Origin of the sequence: Epilithonimonas mollis, assembly GCF_900142325.1 — a bacterium.
In the GTDB taxonomy this organism is placed as follows: Bacteria; Bacteroidota; Bacteroidia; order Flavobacteriales; family Weeksellaceae; genus Epilithonimonas; species Epilithonimonas mollis.
Map to the genome: position 1 here is coordinate 66,344 of NZ_FRAM01000004.1, position 16,067 is coordinate 82,410.

The following is a 16,067-nucleotide window of genomic DNA, read 5'->3' on the forward strand; positions in this document are numbered from 1 at the left end:
AGAATGACAAAAGTGCGTTATAGATTTACTGCTTTTTTTATTGCGCTTTTAAGTGCGTTCAATTTATTATTAACTTCCTGAAGTTCGCTTTCTGCGACAGATTTTGCGGTGATTCCTGCTCCGGCCTGGTAGAATAAAGTGTTGTTTTTACTCAGGAAAGTCCGAATCATAATTGCCTGATTGCAACTGCCGTCAAAGCCGACAAAGCCGATACAACCTGCGTAATAACTTCTGGAAGTTTTTTCGTGTTCGTCAATTAATTGCATTGCGCGGTATTTTGGAGCGCCACTCAAAGTGCCTTGTGGGAAAGTGGTTGCAATCATTTCGTATGGATTTTGGTCTTCCTTAACATCGGTTAGGACTTCGGAAACCATATGAATCACGTGAGAAAAGAAATGAATTTCCTTCAGTTTGGAAACCGTTGTATTTTTCCCGTGAATGCTCAAATCGTTTCTTGCCAAATCTACCAACATCGTGTGTTCCGCATTTTCTTTCGGGTCTTTTTTGAGTTCTTCTGCGGATTCCAAATCTTTTTCGATGTTTCCGGTTCGTCTGAAAGTGCCTGCAATCGGATGAATGATTGCTTTTCCGTTTTTGATAATCAACTGACTTTCCGGGCTGGAACCCATCAATTTATAATCGCCATAATCGAAGAAAAATAAATAAGGCGAAGGATTTATATTCCGCAAAGCACGATAAACATTGAACTCGTCACCCTGGAATTTCTGTTCAAATCTTCTGCTCAAAACCAACTGGAAAACATCTCCACGGAAACAATATTTCTTCGCAAATTCCACCGATTCCAAAAACTCTTCATCTTTCAAATTCGAAGTTTCCTCTGAGGTTAATTCGAAAGGAAAAACCGGCGCATTTTTTTGGCTGATGATATTTTCCAGTGTCGATAATTCGGATTTCAAACCATTGATTTTATTCTCAATCAAAAACATTTCATCGTTGTGATGATTTATGGCAATCACGTATTGATACAATCTGTAACGCATCAACGGAATTTTATTGTCTTCAGACTGTTCCTTGAATTTGATATTCTCAAAAAAAGGAATCGCATCATAACTTGTGTATCCAAAAAATCCCTGAGCCTGTTTTCCAATCTCGTGATTTGGTTTTTCGCATTGGAAACAGTTGGAGAATTCCTGCATCAAATCTGATAATTTTTCATTTTTCAGATTAATTCTTGTAGGATTTTCGAGAGGGAACTTAAGCTCAGCTTCATCATAATTTCTGATTTCGATTCCGGCAATCGCATTAACGCAAATAAAAGAAAACGAATTTTCAGAATTCTGGTTTCCTGCACTTTCCAGAAGAATTGTGTCACGAAACTGGTCGCGAAGACGAAGGTAGATTCCAATTGGCGTGTAAAGGTCTGCTAAACGGGATTTAACAGAAGTTTTTATATTGATTATGTTATTTAATTTCATACTATTTAAATTTTTTTTCTAAAATCCTTCGACTCTGCTCAGGATGACAATTCTTGAAAACCAATCTCTGTCAGGCTTAGGCTCTCGAAGCCTTAAAAATAAAAAAGACTTCAACAAAATTTGTCAAAGTCTTATTATGATTGAGTTATAGTTAGTTCAGAATTTTAGAACACCGATAATCGTTTCAGACCCGACAAAGAGTTTGAAAGCCACCACCAGTTTTTGTTGTTCATAAGTTTCATTGGGACAAATTTAGAAATGATTTTTAATTCTGCAATGTTTTTTTCAAAAAATTATAGGAAAGGTTTCATCTCATCTTCAATATTTTTTCTCAGGTCTTTGAGTTTGATGGCGTATTGTTCCATTTGGATTTCTTTTTCTGTAACCGGAATCCATTTCGGAACCTCTACGGATTTTCCGTTTTCATCAACCGCCACAAAAACGATGATGCAATGCGTTCGTTTCTCAAACTTTTTCTCCTTGACATTCCTGGAAAATACATCGATTGAAATATGCATACTGGAATTACCCGTGAAAATCACCTTGGATTCCAGCTTCACAATTTCCCCTATTTTAATGGGTTTATAAAACCGGATTCCGCCCACATAAACCGTAACACAATAAGTTCCTGACCAATTACTGGCGCAGGCATAGCCGACCTGATCAATCCATTTCATAACGCTTCCGCCGTGAACATTGCCTCCAAAATTAACATCTGTCGGTTCAGAAATAAACTGAAATGTAACCGGTTTGTTTTCCATTCTAATGATATTTGTATCAAAAATAGCAAAGAAAATTTGGATTTTAATTAACAGGTTACATTTTAATTCCAGATTATTTGTGCGTAGATTTGAAGTATGAAAAAAGTATTCTACCTCAAAACCTGCGGCACCAACAAGAAAATAATGTCGCCGCTTGACCTTTCTGAATGGGAACTAAGAGAAATCAAATCTCAACCTATAACGGAAGCGGAACTGGAAGAAATGTATGACAAAACGAAATCTTATGAAGCTCTTTTCAGCAAAAAATCGACGCAAATCAAGGAAAGAGGAATTGATGTGAGTTCTTTGAAAGAAAAGGATTTTAAAAAGCTGATTCTAGACCATTACAGTTTTTTGAAACGCCCGGTTTTTGTCACAGATAAAGAGGTTTTTGCAGGAAATGATAAAAAGAACCTTGAAAATCTCAGTACAATTTTTGAGAAATAGTTTTAACCACAGAAGTCACAAAGATTTAGATGCTTTTGTAATGTCGAAAAGCACAAATAAGTTGATAATATTGACTTTTGCAATCTTAAAAAGTAAATTCCACATCAGTTTTTTGTGACTTTTGTGGTTTAAAAAATAAAATGAAACGTTCCGGAACTGCAGATTTACCATTGCATTACGGTCAGGTTCCGCCTTGGCTGTATGAGCGTATGTCCAGACTTGGATTGGCGATTGTGGAAGTGATTCTGGCAGATTACGGAAAAGATGAAGTATTGCGACGATTGGCCGACCCGTTTTGGTTTCAGAGTTTTGGGGCAGTGATGGGAATGGATTGGCATTCTTCGGGTATTACGACGTCTGTGATGGGCGCTTTGAAACGAGCCATTAATCCGAATTCTAAATCGCTTGGGATTTATATCGCTGGCGGAAAAGGCAAGTTCTCCAAAGATGCACCGAATGAATTACTTAGAATTGCAGATTCAACAGGACTTGACGGAAATGAATTGGTGCGTTGCAGTAAATTGTCTGCGAAGGTTGATAACACGGCGATTCAGGATGGTTACCAGCTTTACCTGCATAATTTTATATTGTCCGACCAAGGGAATTGGGCGGTTGTTCAGCAAGGGATGCACGATTCTGACGGAACGGCGAGACGATATCATTGGCTGTCAGAAAATGTGATTTCTTTTGTCAATGAACCTCACACGGGAATCTCCGGGGTTAATCGTGGGAATATTCTGAATCTCACTTCTTCAGAAGCAGAACAAAACAGAAACGGAATTGTTGACATCACAAAAACCGATTCCGAGAAATGGATGCAGGATTTCCAGCGTTTGATTTTGCCGGCTCATCACGAGGTTTTGGCGAGTGATGTTGATATGAAAAAGTTAGGTAATATTCTTTGGCTGGCGAGAGAAAATGAACCTGAGAATTTTGAAGATTTACTGATGCTGAAAGGCGTTGGTCCGCGTACGATGCAGTCTCTGGCTTTGGTGAGTGAAGTGATTCACGGGGCGCCTTCCAGATTTACAGACCCGGCTCGTTTTTCTTTTGCGCACGGCGGAAAAGACGGTCATCCGTTTCCTGTTCCGACCCAAACTTATGATGAGACGATTTCTATCCTAAAAACCGGCATTGAGAAAGCTAAGTTGGGAAATCAGGATAAGAATCTTGCGATTAAAAAACTACACGAAATTGCTGTGAGAACCGAAGAGAATTTCACACCGGATTTTAATGTTGAAAAAGTGATAGAAGAGGAGCGGCAAAACTCTTGGCGCTTTGGTGGGAAAACAGTTTTTGGCGATGCTAAACCTCCGAAACCGAATGATGGGATACAATTGAGTTTGTTTTGATTTTTTCTTTTCGAGTAAATAATAATGTTACGGACAGGAGATTTCTTCTGACGATCACGAGTTTTCTTTTGACGGATGCTAGGTTTCTTTTTGCAGTAGCTAACTTTCTACTTACGGATAAGAGTTTTCTCTTTGCGGTTGCTAACTTTCTACTTTCAGTGAGGAGTTTTCTTTTTGTAGTAGAAGATTATTTTTATTGACAGTAATTTTTTATTTTGATATTCACGGATTGCAATTTTGCGTCATCGGAATTTTGTAGATTTAATGTTATCAAATTAAATATTTTAATAAAAATGGGAAGATTTAAAAGCGTTGAAATTAAAGACTTATTTTTTGAAGATTTCTATAAAATCTTTGATTCAGCTTTAGTAGATTTTGCAAAAGAATCTACTTTAACAGAGGGTGAAATTGTAAAAAAAATAGAACCAAAAATAAAAGATTTATTAAAGAATTATGAAGAAACAAGTATAGATTTGTATGTGAAAAATCACAAATTCAAAATTAATGAATACTTAAAAAGTCATTTTAGAAATCAAAGAAAGATTGTAATTCATAATAAAAAATCTTTTATTTATTTCAATTTATATTTAAATGGATGCTCAATACTGTACGAGAAGATAATTGAAAGAATCCCTAGAAAACGAATAGATCAAACTTTAAAGTGAGTATATTAATATATGGCTTAATCATTCGAAAAGCATTTCAAATTAATGACTTATTAGCTAATGGTCATATTGATGGTTCGATGATTATCTGGCGTTCGCTTTATGAAAATGCAATAACTTTATTAATTTTAGCCACTGAAAATAGTAATGATTTAGCTCAGAAGTTTTCTCTTCACTCTACAAGGAGTTCCAAAAGGAAAATCCAAAGTTATAATAATACACACAAGCTGTTAAAATTTCCTCCATTGCCAAAATCAACTGACAAAATCATTGCTAATCAAATTAATGAAATAAATGAAAAATATGGAAAAGATTTTTTAGAAAATGAATTTGGTTGGGCAAATGATTTATTTCCAGGAAAACAAAAAGCAAATCTTAAATTACTTGAAGAAAAAGTTGAAATGGAGAGATATAGACCATACTATATACTATGTAGTGAGCAAGTGCATTCTAATTTTAATAGCTTCAACAATTTTAAAGATGGTAAAGGATATTTTCTGCCTAGTCTTTTACATCCTGAAATTGATTTACAAGCATTTGTTGACCCAATGCAGTTTACACTTAGTATTTTACACGAAATCAATGATTATATTTTGTTTGAATTTTCTCCTTTAAATGAATATAACTTAAATTTATCTTTGTTTAGAAAAATTTTAGATGAATCACTAAAGACGTTTGATTTTAAATAATTAAAACCCGCTTAAGAAATCTCTTAGGCGGGTTTATTATTTCAATCAAATTGATTAATTATTAATAAGAACCTTTCTCAATAAAATGCGCAGCAACTTTTTCTGTCAATGCAATTGGATTAGGTGTGTTCACATATTTTGTGAAACGTCTTAGTCCGGCTAACATCATTCTTTGCTCGTCGCCTTCGGAGAAAGAAACAATACCTTCTTTGGCGTTGGTAGTGATGATTTCTACCGCTTTGTAAAGATTCAGTCTTGCCATTGCTGCTTCTACAGAATCTGTTGAGAAATGCTTTTCAGCTCTCAGGATGGCGGATTCTGCCATATAGATTTGGTTCAGGATTTCGGAAGCGTTTAGTAGCAAATGCTGCTGTTTCTCGATGTCCATCATATATTTTTGAAGCGCAGAACCGGAAACCATTAAGAATACTTTCTTCAAATTCTTGATCACTTCTTTTTCCTCAGACATATATTCTGAATAATCCGGAATGTCGAAAGACGGAATGCTCATCAATTCTTTAGCGACGTTTTTCGCCGGCGTTAACAAATCGATTTTGCCTTGCATCGCCCGTTTGATTAACATTCCAACAGCTAAAAGTCGGTTGATTTCGTTGGTTCCTTCATAGATTCTGGAAATTCTGGAATCTCTCCAGGCCGCTTCCATTGGAGTATCTTCGGAGAAGCCCATTCCACCATAGATTTGGATACCTTCATCAGCTGTATGCTGTGCTAAATCTGATACGAAAACCTTCAGGATAGAACATTCTACAGCAAATTCTTCCACACCTTTCAGTTCCGCTTCTTCGTGGTTCATTCCGCCAGCAACCAATTCTTCGATTTTGTCTTCCACATTTTTTGCAGCTCGGTAAGAACCCGCTTCGCTCACGAAAGCACCTGTCGCCATCTCTGCCAACTTCTTACGAATCGCTCCAAAGGTATTGATAGAAACGCCAAACTGTTTTCTCTCCGCAGAGTAAGTCAAAGAATAATTCAGGATTCTTCTTTGGGCATCCAGACAAGCTGCTGCTAATTTGATTCGTCCAACGTTCAGAGCGTTCAATGCGATTTTGAAACCGTTGTTTCTTTCGCCCAAAAGATTCTCCACAGGGATTTTCATATCATTGAAGAAAACCTGACGCGTAGAAGACGCACGGATTCCCAATTTGTGTTCCTCTTCTCCAAAAGTCAGACTCTCAGGGTTTTCCAATTCTGAACGGTTGATGACGAATCCTGTAATGTTTTTATCATCATCAATCTTTGCAAACAATGTGAATGTATCAGCAAATCCTGCGTTGGAAATCCACATTTTTTGTCCGTTGATGATATAATGTTTTCCGTCTTCAGACAGTTTTGCTCTTGTTTTTCCGCTGTTGGCATCAGAACCTGCATCCGGTTCAGTCAAACAATAAGCTCCGAATTTAGTTCCAGCCGCCAAGTCCGGTAGATATTTTTGTTTTTGTTCTTCGGTTCCGTAAAGCAGGATAGGAAGCGTTCCGATTCCGGTGTGCGCACCATAAGCCGTTGCTAATGAACCCGTAGAACCGGAAAGGTAATCGCAAGCCAGCATTGTTGTTACGAATCCCATTTCCAATCCGCCATAAGCTTCCGGAACAGCGATTCCCAGGAATCCCATTTCCCCGATTTTACGCATCACTTCCTCCGTATAAGCGTAATCTTTTTTCTCGAATCTTTCCTTATTCGGAACTACTTCTTTATCTATGAATTCCTTTGCAGAATCCCGAAGCATCTTTTGTTCTTCGGAAAGTTCTTCGATGCTGAAAATTTCCTGAGCAGAAATATCCTTTACCAAGAATTCTCCGCCGTCTAATGTTTTAGTTTCTGTTGACATATTGTTGTGATTTTAAATTTTTAATTTGAGATGATAGATAATAGACGGATAGATGATAGACTTTTTGAATTGTTTTTAAATATCATTAATTGTCTATTTTCTATCAGTCTATCATCTCTTTAGTCTTTTAATGTATTTTGAAATACCATTGTTGCTCTTTGAAATTCTTCAATTTTAATTTCGAAGATTTCACATTGTTCGTTTGATAAATATTTTCGATGATTTGCTAACAAAATTTGAGTTTGCAATTCAAATGATGAACCTAAAGAAATATCCAAAAAATGACTGAAAGATTTATTGGTTCTGCTTGAACCTTCTGCAATATTTGACGGAATTGATATTGAACATCTGTCCATCTGAGTTTTCAAACCATATTTTTCATAAGTTGGAAAAGTATCAGTTAGGTCTAATGTCAGTTTTGATATTTCCATTGCCATTTGCCAAATCTTAAGCTTTTTAAAATTGTGTCTTTTAAATTCATTCATTTGTTGTGTTTTAAAAATTTTATTTGAGATGATAGATAATAGACTAATAGAAATAGATTTTCAATTTTTTTTTTAATTCGTCTATCATCTATCCGTCTATTATCTATTAGTCTTAAAGCAACTCAAACACACTCGCAGCACCTTGACCTGTTCCAACGCACATTGTCACAACGCCGTATTTGCTGTTTCTGCGTTTCATCTCGTCAAGAAGTTGAACTGTTAATTTGGTTCCTGTACAGCCAAGTGGATGTCCTAGTGCGATTGCGCCTCCGTTTACGTTGACGATTTCTGGATTGATGTTCAATTCTCTCAAGATAGCGACGGATTGAGAAGCAAACGCTTCATTCAATTCAAACAAATCGATGTCAGATTGTTTAAGACCTGCCTGTTCCAACGCTTTCGGAATGGCATACATTGGTCCAATTCCCATAATTCTTGGCGGAACACCGACAGTAGAATAGGAGAGAAGTCTCGCCACCGGAGTCAGGTTTAATTCTTTCACCATTCTTTCCGACATCACCATTGTGAAAGCGGCGCCGTCAGATGTTTGTGAAGAATTTCCAGCCGTTACAGAACCATTGGCTGCAAAAACAGGACGAAGTTTTGCCAAGGCTTCAATTGATGTATCAGCTCTTGGACCTTCGTCTTGTTTAAATGCATATTCTTTGGTCTGAATTTTTTCCTTATCGTCAAGGAAATTATATTTCACATCAATCGGAACAATCTGATTCTCAAATTTTCCTTCTTGGATGGCTTTCATTGCCTTCTGATGAGAATTATAGGCAAAAAGATCTTGCTCCTCACGACTCACTTTGAATTCGTTGGCAACCGCCTCCGCTGTCAATCCCATTCCCCAATAATAATCGGGATTTGATCTGGCCAGATCCGTATCCGGAATTGGTTTGTAACCGCCCATCGGAATGTAAGACATACTTTCCGCACCACCAGCGATGATACATTCTGCCATTCCTGCTTTGATTTTCGCTGCCGCAATCGCAATCGATTCTGACCCTGATGCACAATATCTGTTCACTGTCACACCCGGAACTTTATCTGTATCCAATCCCATCAATGAAATGAGTCTTGCGACATTCAGTCCTTGCTCTGCTTCCGGCATTGCACAACCGACTATCAAATCGTCGATGCGAGCCGGGTCAAGATTTGGAACATCTTTCATAAGACGTTCTATTACAGTTGCCGCCATATCATCCGGACGTGTAAAACGCAAAGACCCTTTCGGCGCTTTACCAACTGCTGTTCTGTATCCTGTTACTATATATGCTTCCATATTTTTGATTTTTGATTTTAATTTGCCTCGTAGAGGTTTTCTGTTAATAGCGATGATTTTATTTTAGCGGAGCTCCGTAGGAGCGACCTGATAATTTTTATTCAATCCATTCGAATAAATATTTAGAATCATATTCGATTTCGAATTTTTCTAAAAAATCCAAATATTCGTTTTTGAAAGATTTGTTCTTATGATGTTCTTCTTGGTTTAAGATATATTTCACTACAGCATCCACACTGCTTTTAGAATACGAAAAAGCTCCATAACCTTCTTGCCAGTTAAACTTGCCATTAATCCAATTCTTGTCGTTGATGAATTTGGATGAACCAGCTTTAATATCCCTCACTAAATCTGATACTGAAATATTTGGATTCATACTTATCAGAATATGGACGTGATCTGGCATTGCAAAAACAGCGAATGATTTTTGTCCTCTATTATAAATTATACCTGTCATAAATTTATGCAGTTCTTCCCGATTCTCTTTTGGAATCAGATTTTGTCTTCCTTTTACAGCGAAAACAATCTGAACATAAATCTGTGTATAGGTATTTGCCATCTTTTTTTAATTATCAGGTCGCCTCTACGAGGCTCTGTTTAACTATAATATAATTATCTATTAACAGGTCGCTCCTACGGAGCTTCCTAATTCCTCACCGGTTTTCCAGTTTTTAACATTCCACCGATTCTCTCAAGCGTTTTTCTTTCTCCGCAAAGTGAAAGGAACGCTTCTCTTTCCAGATCCAATAAGTATTGTTCAGAAACTTCCGTCTGTTCAGAAAGATTACCGCCAGTCATCACATAACCTATTTTGTTAGCGATTTTTCTGTCGTGTTCCGATGCATAACCACCTGCAACCATTTGGTCAGTTCCGACATAGAACATTCCCATTGCTTCGTTTCCAAGAACTTTGACTTTTTCTGGAACTGGTGGAGTATAACCTAATTCGTCCAAAACAATGGCCTGACGTTTGGCTTCTGCAATCTGTCTGTCTTTGTTTACAACAATGATGTCTTTATCGGTCAGAATTCCCATCTGCTTAGCTTCGTGCGCGGAAGTTGCCACTTTCGCGGTTGCAATATTCATAAAGTAATTTCTCAAATGATTGGTTTTAACGTCATCAGGAAGGGTTCCTTTCAAAGCTCGTAAAGCAAACTCTTTTGTTCCACCACCACCTGGAATCAAACCAACACCAACTTCCACCAAGCCGATGTAAGTTTCCGCTGCAGCTACAATTTTGTCTGCGTGCATAGAGAATTCGCAACCACCACCAAGTGTCATTCCGAACGGAGCCGCAATAACTGGAATTGATGAATATCTCAACTTCATAGAAGTCTGCTGGAACATCGCAATCGCCATATTCAGTTCGTACCAATCCTGTTCAACTGCCATCATCATTACCATTGCGAGATTTGCACCGACTGAGAAATTGTCAGCCTGATTTCCTACAACCAAACCTCTGTAATCTTTCTCAGCTATGTCGATGGATTTATTAAGACCTTCTAAAACGCCACCTCCAAGCGAATTCATTTTTGAACGGAATTCGAAGTTAAGGATGCCATCGCCAAGATCAATTAATGCGGATTCGGAATTAGACCAAACTGTTTTTTCTTTTCTTATATTGTTTAAAATAATGAAAGCATCCTGACCCGGAATTGGCTCGTAAGTTTTTGTATTCTGATTGTAGAATAATTGTTTACCGTTTTCCAGTTTGTAGAAAGATTCGTTTCCTGAAGCCAACATTTCTTTTACCCAATCAGCTACTTTGTAACCTTCGCTTTCTACCAAATCAATTCCTTTCTGAACTCCAAGGAAATCCCAGTTTTCGAAAGGTCCATATTTCCAAGCGTAGCCCGTTTTCATGGCATCATCGATAGAGTAGAATACATCCGTGATTTCCGGAACGCGTTGAGAAACGTAAGCAAAAAGAGAAGCATAATGTTTTCTAATTAATTCTCCGGCTTTGGATTGGTCTTTCAACAAAATCGGCAAACGATTTTTTAGACTTCCGGCTTCTTTTGCGGCTGAAACGATAGGCAGTTTAGGCTGTTTTGTAGGTTCGTAACCCAATGTTTCATAATTAAGAACGAAACGGTTCACGTTTCCGCCAGTATCTTTTTCTTTGTAGTAAAAACCTTTTTTAGCTTTATCGCCAAGGAATTTATTTTCGATCAGGTAATTCAAAGTTTTAGAATCTTTAAGTGCCTGAACCATGTCATCGTCTTTCAAATTGGCTTGAAGTCCTTTCGTAACATTGAAAGCGGTGTCTAATCCAACCAAATCTCCCAATTTGAAAGTTCCGGTTTTTGGACGATTCAGTAAATCGCCTGTCAGTGAATCTGCTTCTTCAATAGTTAAACCGATTTCTTCCGTCAATTCCATAATTTTCGCCATAGAATAAACGCCAATTCTATTTCCTATAAAACCTGGTGTATCTTTACAAAGTACCGTAGTTTTTCCGAGGAATTTTTCGCCATAAGACATAAAGAAATCAATCACTGATTTATCCGTTTTCGGGCCTGGAATGACTTCAAATAATTTCAAATATCTTGGTGGATTGAAAAAATGTGTTCCACAGAAATGTTTCTGGAAATCTTCTGACCTTCCTTCCGACATCAAATGAATCGGAATACCTGATGTGTTAGAAGTAACTAAAGTTCCCGGTTTACGAAGTTTGTCCACTTTTTCAAACATTGATTGTTTGATGTCCAATCGCTCTACAATCACTTCAATTACCCAATCCGAATTTTTGATTTTTTCCAAATCATCTTCGAAGTTTCCAACAGTGATTCTAGAAGCAAAAGATTTGTCATAGATTGGCGAAGGATTACTTTTCAAAGCATTGTTAAGATGACCTTGCGCAACGCTATTCCTCGTTTTTTTGTCGGTACCTTCCGAATCTTTCGCAGGCATATCCAACATCAAAACCTGAATGCCGTTTCCTGCCAAATGGCAGGCAATGCCGGAACCCATGACGCCGGAACCAAGAACTGTAACATGTTTTATTTTTCTGTTCATTATTAAGATTTATTTTTTATGATTAAGTTCATTAGCAATTTTCAGAATGTCATTCATCACCTCCTTGAAAACTTCAAATTTTTCAGGTTGAATATTTTCCAATATTTTTTTATTAAAATTAACAACCACCTCTTTTGACAAGTTTCTGGAATTAAGTCCTTTATCAGTTAGTTTGATGATCACTTCGCGCTTGTCTGTCGTGGTTTTTTCTTTATAGATATAACCATTATCTTCCAATAGCTTGATGATTCTTGTTAAAGAAGTTGGTTCAATAGCCATTTTGGGACCAAGGTTTGTACTTCTTGTTCCTTCCTTAGGATCGATTTTCAATAATGTAAGTGCTTGGACAGCAGTAGAATTATACAAGGAAGCTTGATCCGAATACATTTTAGAAACTGCCAACCAAGCTGACTTTAACATTAAGTCAACACTTTCTACTTTTTCTGAATTTTTCTTTTCCATAAGTTGCTTATTGAAGCGTTCATTACAAATATAAAAAAAATACTATGCATGCATAGTATTTCGAATGTATTATTGTTAAGTTGTTGATTATTAATATTTTAATTACTATGCAAATCGTAACAATTAAATATGATAAAATTGAATTTAACTATGATGACTTGTTTTCATCATTGTTTTCAGAAATTGTTTAATTTCCGGAAAAGTATGACAATTATCATGAAAAGTACCACAATTTAGTTCCCAAATCTGATCTTTAAGTACTATTTTTATTTTAGATAAATCTGAACTGAAGTTTTTTTGAAGATAAGAAAACATCATTTCTCTTTCTAGTTCCGGAGCCGTAATTTGTGGAGGATGGAAATTGGGATTGAATTCCAAAAGCTTTGGATTGATCAGTTCAGGGTTATTGAGAATAACTTCTTCAGAAATTCCGCTAATCATTTTTTTATCTTTTATCCACCATATTTTATCCGAAAACTCCTTTGCCAATCGCCAGTCGTGAGAAGAAAAAAGAATCAGTTTTTTTTCTGATTTTGAAAGTTCTCTGAGAAGTGAAAGAATCATCAGTTTATTTTCTTCATCCAGATGTGTGGTTGGTTCATCAAGAATAATGAAGGGAGAATTCTGAGTCAAGGCACGACCAATAAAAGCTTTTTGGAGGTTTCCGTCAGATAATTCGTTTAATTTTTTATGCTGATATTCCGATAAATTGAGTTTGTTTATGATATCAAGGATTTCATGTTTATCATTTTCATCTAATTTGAAATAATAAGGATAATGAATGTACTTTCCGAGCGAAATTAAATCTGTAACGGTGTAATTATCAGGAATTTCAGCTTTTGAAAAAACAATTGCAACCTGAGAAGCAATTTCGTTTGATTCCATTTTCTGAACGGCTTTTCCATTGATAGAGATTTCACCTTTCAAAAGTTTATTTTGCCCAAGAATTGATTTGATCAAAGTGGTTTTTCCAATGCCGTTATTTCCCATCAACAGGCAAACTTCGCCTAATTCTAGAATTGAATTAATTTCTGAAACTAGCGGATTTGAATAACCGATTGATGCTTGTTCGATCTTTAGAAAACTCATTACTTTTGATTTTTGGTTAGCATCAACAATATCACAGGAATTCCAAAGAAAGTTGTGATTATATTAATTGGAAACTGACTCAACTCCGAAATAATTGAAAAAACCTGCATTATAAAAGCACCCAGAATCATATTCAGAACCCACTGATGCCAAAGCTGTGCAGGATTCCAAATCATTCTGCAAAAATGCGGAACGACAACACCAATAAATAAAATCGGTCCCAGAAATGCCGTAACAGAAGCAGAAAGAAGAGAAGAAGCTACTATGATACTGATCTTAAGTTTAGATTGACTGATTCCGAAACTTTGTGCATAAGCTGCTCCAAGAGCATTACCTATCAACGGTTTTATGGATTTGAAAGTGAAAATCAGTCCAATGATAATTAAAACTGTAAGAATCGAAATTTGAATCAGACTCGCCTGGTTATTGGCTCCGAAAGTCCAGAGCATATAATTTTTCAAACTTTGACTTTCCACATAAAACTGCAGAAAAGAAACCACTGCGCCAGCCAAAGCCGAAATCAGAAACCCAAAAATAATGATGAAACTTTTATCCCGGAAACGATTAGAAAATAACAGTAAGATCACCATCAAAAGAACACTTCCAATGATTGAAGATAAGCTGATAAAGCTACTCTGCAAAAAATCAGGAATGACAATATTCTGAGAAAAGAAAATATAAAATGCTACAAACAGACTGGAAACCGAAGTGATTCCCAAAACATCCGGGCCAGCCAACGGATTTTTAAAATAGTCCTGCAAAAGAAACCCGCTTGTTGGAATTGCAATTCCAGCCAAAAGCATTGCCAAAGCCCGATTGATTCTAAAACCCGCAATTTGATAATTGTCGGATACTGAATTGAAAAAGTCTGAGAAATTCAGTTTTGCAAAACCAATATTGAGGTTGATGAAAAATGCAATAATCGCAAATAGGATTATCAATGTTACCAAAACAGGAAAACGTTTCATCAAAATAATTGTTATTTCAAAGATTTTTTCGGGCCAGAAATCCCTGATTTTTCTTTATTCTCAACAACTTTTGCAGTAGAATTATGAGCTAAAAGATTTTCGATTTTCCGGTTCAGCATTTCTTCGCTCATAGAACCAACCGTTTCATCAGATCTGTCACCCTTTCTAATCAGGGTAAAAGGAATTGCTTCCCCGTTCCAGGACTGAAAATTTTGTTTGAAAAAGCTTTCTTTCAAAAGCATCCCGTCCAAGAGAATCACATTGTTTCTGATATCATATTCATCGGCAAAATCACTGACAGCCGTTGCCCAGTCTGTTTTATTGTCAAGACTTACAAACGTAAATTTCACTGGTTGCTTTGCCAATTCATCCATCTTTTTTCTGAAATGCGGAATCTCCTGCATACACGGTCCACACCACGTTGCAAAGAAATTGGTCACATAAAGTGTATCAGAATGACTGGATTTTAAAACAGTTGAAATTTTTTCGGGAGACAACTCTTTCAGTTGCGCAACATCAGCTTCTGTTTTTGTGGGTTCAATTTTTATTGAATCTTCTTTTGCCTTAGTTTCTGCTACTTTTTCATCATTCTTTTTACAAGCTAAAAAGCTGATTGACAGAATGGAGTATATAAGAAATCTTTTCATAAGTAATATTAAGGATTAATTTTTTTTATAACAGTTGAATCATCAAAAAATAATCTTTTGTCATCTTTAAATTTAATTATAAAATAATAGGTGTCATCATCAAATGCGGTAATTTCCATATCAAGTTCATCTCCAATTTTAAATTTTGTTTTTTCTCTTTTGAAATCCTTCAGTATCGATTTTATCTTGCAGGGATTATTCTTATCTCTGAAAATATCCATCAAGTAATAACCGTCTTCTACAATATCTTTTTTCTCATTTTCCAAAACAATGATTCTTTGCCTTTTCAAGGTAATTGGTGATATTGCACTCAGTTCAATGTTTTGATAATCTTTACATTTATTAATTAAACTATTATTATCAAAATTATATTGCAGGACTGGCTTTACAGATGATTTTATTTTATCGCCCAACGTTGGAAAATGTACATTAACTTCTTCATCAGAAAGGACAGAAGTATCAATGAATCGCCATTGTTTATCATATTCATCAAAAATACCAACCATCGGATATTCTTTCACAATCTTACCGTTTGGTGTGTTCCTTATCATCACTTTTATAAAAGATGATTGGTATTTGTCGTTGAATTTTATCGGTTTGCTGAAATCTTTATAATAGAAATCAACAAGGCTGTCTGAAACTGATTCAGCTTTTTCCTGATTGTCCTTGATTCTTTTGGTCAATCCTTCTTCATTAATTTTAATATTATAAGACAGATAATTTACAAATCCCGGAATATTATTATTGATAAAAAAAAATTTCATTTTATGAAGGTCAGCTTTCAAAATATTTTCTCGTGACTGGGAAAGCAGAAAATCTGATAAAAGAAATAATATTAAAAATAGTTTGGTTTTCATAGTTTTTTACAGGTTCAACTTTTTCGTTTCCCAATTTTCATTAAATTTGATTCT

16 protein-coding genes are annotated in these 16,067 nt (G+C 36.0%); 4 read left to right on the forward strand and 12 right to left on the reverse strand.

Annotated features, from left to right (window positions below; genetic code table 11):
- Window positions 1-17 precede the first annotated feature (17 nt).
- Window positions 18-1,436, reverse strand: a complete 1,419-nt coding sequence (locus BUA97_RS14480; RefSeq protein WP_084081355.1) for an anthranilate synthase component I family protein — start codon at window positions 1,434-1,436, stop codon at window positions 18-20.
- Window positions 1,437-1,729: 293 nt separating this feature from the next.
- Complete coding sequence (locus BUA97_RS14485) at window positions 1,730-2,197, reverse strand: acyl-CoA thioesterase (RefSeq protein WP_072999563.1); 468 nt, start codon at window positions 2,195-2,197, stop codon at window positions 1,730-1,732.
- 96 nt (window positions 2,198-2,293) lie between these two features.
- Here BUA97_RS14485 and BUA97_RS14490 point away from each other — a divergent pair, with 96 nt between their 5' ends.
- The 4 genes from BUA97_RS14490 (at window position 2,294) to BUA97_RS14505 (ending at window position 5,350) form a co-directional block, all read left to right on the forward strand.
- The gene (locus BUA97_RS14490) at window positions 2,294-2,644 is read left to right on the forward strand and encodes an arsenate reductase family protein (protein ID WP_072999565.1); all 351 of its coding nucleotides are present in this window, start codon (window positions 2,294-2,296) and stop codon (window positions 2,642-2,644) included.
- Window positions 2,645-2,784: 140 nt separating this feature from the next.
- Complete coding sequence (locus tag BUA97_RS14495; protein ID WP_072999567.1) at window positions 2,785-3,996, forward strand: DUF763 domain-containing protein; 1,212 nt, start codon at window positions 2,785-2,787, stop codon at window positions 3,994-3,996.
- A gap of 293 nt (window positions 3,997-4,289) precedes the next feature.
- Complete coding sequence (locus BUA97_RS14500; protein ID WP_072999569.1) at window positions 4,290-4,661, forward strand: hypothetical protein; 372 nt, start codon at window positions 4,290-4,292, stop codon at window positions 4,659-4,661.
- Window positions 4,658-5,350, forward strand: coding sequence for a DUF5677 domain-containing protein (locus BUA97_RS14505; RefSeq protein WP_072999571.1), 693 nt, complete (start codon window positions 4,658-4,660; stop codon window positions 5,348-5,350). The genes BUA97_RS14500 and BUA97_RS14505 overlap by 4 nt, the downstream gene beginning before the upstream one ends.
- Window positions 5,351-5,411: 61 nt before the next feature.
- Here BUA97_RS14505 and BUA97_RS14510 read toward each other — a convergent pair whose 3' ends face one another.
- The 10 genes from BUA97_RS14510 to BUA97_RS14555 form a co-directional block, all read right to left on the reverse strand.
- Window positions 5,412-7,199, reverse strand: a complete 1,788-nt coding sequence (locus BUA97_RS14510; protein ID WP_072999573.1) for an acyl-CoA dehydrogenase family protein — start codon at window positions 7,197-7,199, stop codon at window positions 5,412-5,414.
- 119 nt (window positions 7,200-7,318) lie between these two features.
- Entirely contained in the window at window positions 7,319-7,684 is a 366-nt protein-coding gene (locus BUA97_RS14515; protein ID WP_072999575.1) for a four helix bundle protein, read from the reverse strand.
- Between the two features lie 112 nt (window positions 7,685-7,796).
- On the reverse strand, window positions 7,797-8,972 hold the full coding sequence (locus BUA97_RS14520) for an acetyl-CoA C-acyltransferase (RefSeq protein WP_072999576.1): 1,176 nt from the start codon (window positions 8,970-8,972) through the stop codon (window positions 7,797-7,799).
- Window positions 8,973-9,069: 97 nt separating this feature from the next.
- Entirely contained in the window at window positions 9,070-9,531 is a 462-nt protein-coding gene (gene tnpA / locus BUA97_RS14525; protein ID WP_072999578.1) for an IS200/IS605 family transposase, read from the reverse strand.
- Window positions 9,532-9,617: 86 nt separating this feature from the next.
- A complete protein-coding gene (locus BUA97_RS14530; protein WP_072999579.1) occupies window positions 9,618-11,990 on the reverse strand; it encodes a 3-hydroxyacyl-CoA dehydrogenase/enoyl-CoA hydratase family protein in 2,373 nt (790 codons plus the stop codon).
- A 9-nt stretch (window positions 11,991-11,999) separates the two neighbouring features.
- Window positions 12,000-12,452: a MarR family winged helix-turn-helix transcriptional regulator gene (locus BUA97_RS14535; RefSeq protein WP_072999581.1), complete on the reverse strand. Its 453-nt coding sequence runs from the start codon at window positions 12,450-12,452 to the stop codon at window positions 12,000-12,002.
- 144 nt (window positions 12,453-12,596) lie between these two features.
- Entirely contained in the window at window positions 12,597-13,541 is a 945-nt protein-coding gene (locus BUA97_RS14540) for an ABC transporter ATP-binding protein (protein ID WP_072999583.1), read from the reverse strand.
- Window positions 13,541-14,515 carry a FecCD family ABC transporter permease gene (locus tag BUA97_RS14545; protein WP_072999586.1) on the reverse strand — a complete coding sequence of 325 codons (975 nt, stop codon included), beginning with the start codon at window positions 14,513-14,515 and terminating at the stop codon, window positions 13,541-13,543. Before BUA97_RS14545 ends, BUA97_RS14540 begins: the two co-directional genes overlap by 1 nt.
- A gap of 5 nt (window positions 14,516-14,520) precedes the next feature.
- The gene (locus BUA97_RS14550; protein WP_072999588.1) at window positions 14,521-15,156 is read right to left on the reverse strand and encodes a TlpA family protein disulfide reductase; all 636 of its coding nucleotides are present in this window, start codon (window positions 15,154-15,156) and stop codon (window positions 14,521-14,523) included.
- Between the two features lie 8 nt (window positions 15,157-15,164).
- The gene (locus tag BUA97_RS14555; protein WP_072999590.1) at window positions 15,165-15,920 is read right to left on the reverse strand and encodes a hypothetical protein; all 756 of its coding nucleotides are present in this window, start codon (window positions 15,918-15,920) and stop codon (window positions 15,165-15,167) included.
- Window positions 15,921-16,067: the final 147 nt, after the last annotated feature.